This is a genomic window from Lysinibacillus sp. OL1, assembly GCF_004332175.1.
Lineage (GTDB): Bacteria > Bacillota > Bacilli > Bacillales_A > Planococcaceae > Lysinibacillus > Lysinibacillus capsici.
In genome coordinates, this window is the sequence record NZ_SJDS01000033.1 from 1 (window position 1) to 4,707 (window position 4,707).

General features: G+C 38.8%; 3 protein-coding genes, 1 rRNA gene and 1 pseudogene. 3 read left to right on the plus strand and 2 right to left on the minus strand.

Features of this window, described 5'->3' with window-relative positions; all coding sequences use genetic code 11:
- Positions 1 to 71, plus strand: a 5S ribosomal RNA gene (rrf, locus tag EW028_RS26435); the annotation flags it as partial.
- An 89-nt stretch (positions 72 to 160) separates the two neighbouring features.
- Here the strand turns inward: rrf and EW028_RS24275 are convergent.
- Complete coding sequence (locus EW028_RS24275; protein WP_131522756.1) at positions 161 to 832, minus strand: LytTR family DNA-binding domain-containing protein; 672 nt, start codon at positions 830 to 832, stop codon at positions 161 to 163.
- A gap of 214 nt (positions 833 to 1,046) precedes the next feature.
- On the opposite strand from EW028_RS24275, the gene aceA reads away from it, so the two are divergent.
- Positions 1,047 to 2,330 carry an isocitrate lyase gene (gene aceA, locus EW028_RS24280; protein ID WP_131522757.1) on the plus strand — a complete coding sequence of 428 codons (1,284 nt, stop codon included), beginning with the start codon at positions 1,047 to 1,049 and terminating at the stop codon, positions 2,328 to 2,330.
- 112 nt (positions 2,331 to 2,442) lie between these two features.
- Positions 2,443 to 4,041: a malate synthase A gene (aceB, locus tag EW028_RS24285; protein WP_131522758.1), complete on the plus strand. Its 1,599-nt coding sequence runs from the start codon at positions 2,443 to 2,445 to the stop codon at positions 4,039 to 4,041.
- 274 nt (positions 4,042 to 4,315) lie between these two features.
- On the opposite strand, the pseudogene EW028_RS24290 reads toward aceB, so the two are convergent.
- Positions 4,316 to 4,552, minus strand: a pseudogene (locus tag EW028_RS24290) (O-methyltransferase); the annotation flags it as partial.
- Positions 4,553 to 4,707 lie beyond the last annotated feature (155 nt).

The window sequence follows — 4,707 nt, forward strand, 5'->3', positions numbered from 1 at the left end:
ACGGAAGTTAAGCTCTTTAGCGCCGATGGTAGTTGGGGGCTTCCCCCTGTGAGAGTAGGACGTCGCTAGGCAAAAAAAGACCAGAGAATTTATTCTCTGGTCTTTTTTGTTGTGCTCAGTCTAAAGTAGGCTATCCCCCGAAAAGGACAGCCCTATATACTTAAAACTCAAGAGCACTCCGAAGATCATTTAGGTAAGATTGACTCACTGGTAACTCACTTCCATCAATTAAAGTGACAATAAAATTTGACGTTAAATCACGTGCCATTTTTTTTATGAAATGTATATTTACAATGTAAGATCTATGGATACGAATAAAATATGATGGTAATCGTAATTGAAGTTCTTTCAGTGTAATACTCGTTTTATACTGATCACCCTCTACATAAAACCATGTTTTTTTCTGTAGGCTTTCAATATGAGATATTTTATTAATTGCTACAGGATTCCATTCCTCCTCTTGCTTTCCGGTTAAAAATTGAAATGGTTCTGCTCTTTTTGTTGTAAATGATGACGGTAGGACAATGACAAGAGCAGCAGGCTTATTTTGAATGTATATGGGATAACCAATGCCGTAATAAGGCGTATCGAATAGGGAATTATCTAAAATAGCATCTGTTTTTTTTTGAGTCTGTAACACTTGGTCCGCAATACTCCCAGGTAATACTTGTTGACCTATCTCTAAATGAATACTGTGGTGACCAGAGTGAAAATAAATATAAGCATTTTCAACAGCAATCGCAATGGATGAATCAGCAGGTATCCAGTCTTTCAACATAAAAATATATTGTTGTGAAATATCTTTTACGAAAGAATTTAACTCATTATTCATTGTGAATATCCCCCTTGTTTGTAAACAGTCTTCCAAATTTCATCGTCAAAAAAGGTAGTTTTATCCTTAAAATTTGATCTTTTATCGAAAAATAATGAAAATTCAAATAGTCTGTTATATATTAATTTACAACAAATAAACCTGTTATGGAACAGATAATTAAATGTTTTTTAACAGAGTATATTGTACACAAAGGGGAAGGTGGAATTTCAATATGTCAACTCGTCAAGAAAGAATCGAAGCTTTAGAAAAACATTGGGCTGAAAACCCACGTTGGGCTGGTATTGAACGCACATATTCAGCTGAAGAGGTTGTTAAATTACAGGGGACAGTAGTAATTGAACAAACACTAGCACAAAAAGGTGCTACTCGACTTTGGAATTCATTACATGAGGAACCTTTTATCAATGCATTGGGGGCATTAACGGGGAATCAGGCAGTACAACAAGTAAAAGCTGGATTAAAGGCTATCTATCTATCAGGCTGGCAAGTAGCTGCTGATGCAAACCTGTCTGGTCAAATGTATCCTGACCAATCATTATATCCAGCTAACTCTGTACCAGCAGTAGTAAAACGAATTAATCAAGCGCTTCAACGTGCAGATCAAATTGATCATGCTGAAGGACGTGTTGATCAATTTGATTGGTTCGCGCCAATCGTAGCAGACGCAGAAGCAGGTTTTGGTGGGCCTCTAAACGTATTCGAGCTTGTAAAAGGTATGATTGAAGCAGGAGCAGCGGGTGTTCACTTAGAAGATCAATTAGCATCTGAAAAGAAATGTGGACACCTTGGAGGTAAAGTATTACTTCCAACACAAAATGCTGTTCGTAACTTAGTAGCTGCACGTTTAGCAACAGATGTTATGGGTGTAGATACAATTTTAATTGCACGTACAGATGCTGATGCTGCTGATATGGTTACATCAGATATTGATCCACGTGATGCAGAGTTCATCACAGGTGAACGCACACCTGAAGGCTTCTTCCGTACAAAAGCTGGAATCAAACAAGCAATTGCTCGTGGTTTAGCTTATGCTCCATATGCAGATTTAATTTGGTGTGAAACTTCTAAACCATCACTTGAAGAAGCTAGAGAATTTGCTGAAGCTATTCATGCTGAGTTCCCAGGTAAAATGCTTGCATACAACTGCTCACCTTCATTCAACTGGAAGGCAAATCTTTCAGAAGAAGAAATTGCAGAGTATCAACGCGAACTTGGTAAATTAGGCTATAAATTCCAATTCGTTACTTTAGCAGGTTTCCATGCGCTTAACCACTCTATGTTTGAGCTTGCTCATGACTATAAAGATAATGGTATGGCTGCATATTCTAAGCTACAGCAAGCAGAATTTGCTTCTGAGTCTAAAGGCTATACAGCTACACGTCACCAACGCGAAGTAGGTACTGGATACTTTGATGAAATCTCTCAAGTTATCTCTGGTGGTACTTCTTCTACAACAGCAATGGCAGGTTCTACTGAAACAGAACAGTTTGTATAAGTCGTAGTTTAAATACGTGTTTTCCTAAATTCATAATCATAGAATAGTCTCCTCCGCTCCTCCTAAAGCGGAGGATGACGAAACTAAAATGGCAAAGGTGGGTAAACAGCTAATGGAACAAGCAACGACAGGTAAGCTTAAAATTGTTGGAGAACAAAACGAGCAAACTAATGAAATTTTGACACCTGAAGCTCTTGAATTTGTTCTTGCCCTGCACGAAAAATTTGATGCTCGCCGCAAGGAGCTGTTGGAGGCTCGACAAGAACGCCAAAAACGACTTGATGCGGGAGAGAAGCTGGATTTCCTACCAGAGACAAAGCATATTCGTGAAGGTGATTGGGTAATCGCACCACTTCCAAACGACCTGCAAGATCGCCGTGTTGAAATTACAGGGCCAGTTGATCGGAAAATGGTTATTAATGCGTTAAATTCTGGAGCAAAAATGTTCATGGCATGCTTTGAGGATGCATCTTCTCCGACATGGGAAAATATGATTGGCGGTCAAATTAATATGCGTGATGCTATTAATAAGACGATTGAATTTACACAAGCATCCAATGGTAAAACATATAAATTAAATGATGAGACAGCAGTGCTGTTAGTTCGTCCACGAGGTCTACACTTGCTTGAGAAGCATGTCCTGGTGGATGGAGAGCCGATTTCAGGCAGTTTCTTTGACTTCGGTTTATATCTATTCCACAATGCCAAAAACGCACTTGCACAAGGTACAGGGCCATATTTCTATCTACCAAAGCTTGAAAGTCATTTAGAGGCTCGACTATGGAATGATGTCTTTGTGTTTGCTCAAGATTATATTGGTATTCCACAGGGGACAATAAAAGCTACTGTATTAATCGAAACAATTTTAGCTGCTTTTGAGATGGATGAAATTTTATATGAGCTACGTGAACATTCAGCTGGTTTGAATTGTGGCCGTTGGGATTATATTTTCAGCTACATTAAGCGTCTACGCAATCAAGCGGATGTTATTTTGCCAGACCGTGGGCAAGTAACGATGACGGTACCTTTCATGAAAGCCTATACATCTTTATGTATTCAAACATGTCACAAGCGAAATGCACCAGCAATGGGCGGAATGGCAGCTCAAATTCCAGTTAAAAATGATGATGAGGCGAATGCAGTCGCATTTGCAAAGGTGGCAGAAGATAAACGTCGTGAGGCAACAGAGGGGCATGACGGTACATGGGTAGCACATCCTGGTATGGTTGCAACAGCGATGGAGCAATTTGATGCTATTATGATAACGCCTAACCAAATTCATAAAAAGCGTGAGGATGTACAAGTATCTGCCGAAGATTTAGTAGCTGTACCAGAAGGAACAATTACAATTGAAGGACTACGCATTAACTGTAGTGTTGGTGTACAATATATTGCTTCATGGCTTCGAGGTAACGGAGCGGCACCAATTAATAACTTGATGGAGGATGCTGCAACAGCAGAAATCTCTCGTACACAAGTATGGCAATGGATCCGTCATCCGAAAGGAATCTTAGATGATGGACGTGGTATTACATTAGCATTTGTTTTAGAAATATTGGAAGAAGAACTTGTGAAAATTAAAGAGGCTGTTGGGGAACAAGCTTATAACAGTGGTCGCTATGAAGAAGCTGCTGAACTGTTTAAATCCTTAATTGAACAAGATGAATTTGCGGAATTCTTGACACTTCCAGGGTATGAAAAATTAGCATAAAATATAAGTCTACTATCCAACATATCAAACTTTCCTAATAACTATAAATGGGTTGCCCTCGGGTACAATCCAGCCTATTCCACTAACATAACGTGACGGGGTCTGTTCCCCCGTTTAAAGAGATGAGCACGATTGATTTAAAAGGGGTCTATAAATAAAAGTTAAGAGATTTTAAGGGATAAAGATGTCTTACTAGCTTAGATGGGGAGCAGTAAGGCATCTTTTATATAGTACATCCGCGTAACTGTTTTTTTAGTTACGCGGTTTTTCTATGCTAATTTACTACGGCTAGTACAAAGCCGTCATACCCTTTGACACCAACTGTTTGTATAGCTGTTGCTTCAATTCTCGGGTTTGCTTTTATTAAATCCATAAATTCTTGTACGCCTGTAACACGTTCAACCTCACTATTTTCATTAATTACCTCACCATTACGTACAACATTATCTGCAATAATAAGAGCGCCAGAGTTTGCTAATTTTAACGCCCACCTCAAGTAAGCGGGGTTATTCAACTAACGAAGAAATTTAGTTGAATATGTAACTTTTGGTAGATGGTGGGTGTCTATATAAAAGAGGTGGGTAAATTGAAAATAAAAAAATTATTCTATGGTTTGATCGCATTAGCTTTATTCATGATTACAGGATGCAATATTCAAGGGGGAAC

Bases quoted from the DNA above. Each gene is read 5' to 3' on its own strand.
- EW028_RS24275 (WP_131522756.1), bottom strand. From the start codon at position 832: ATGAATAATGAGTTAAATTCTTTCGTAAAAGATATTTCACAACAATAT.
- aceA (WP_131522757.1), top strand. From the start codon at position 1,047: ATGTCAACTCGTCAAGAAAGAATCGAAGCTTTAGAAAAACATTGGGCT.
- aceB (WP_131522758.1), top strand. From the start codon at position 2,443: ATGGAACAAGCAACGACAGGTAAGCTTAAAATTGTTGGAGAACAAAAC.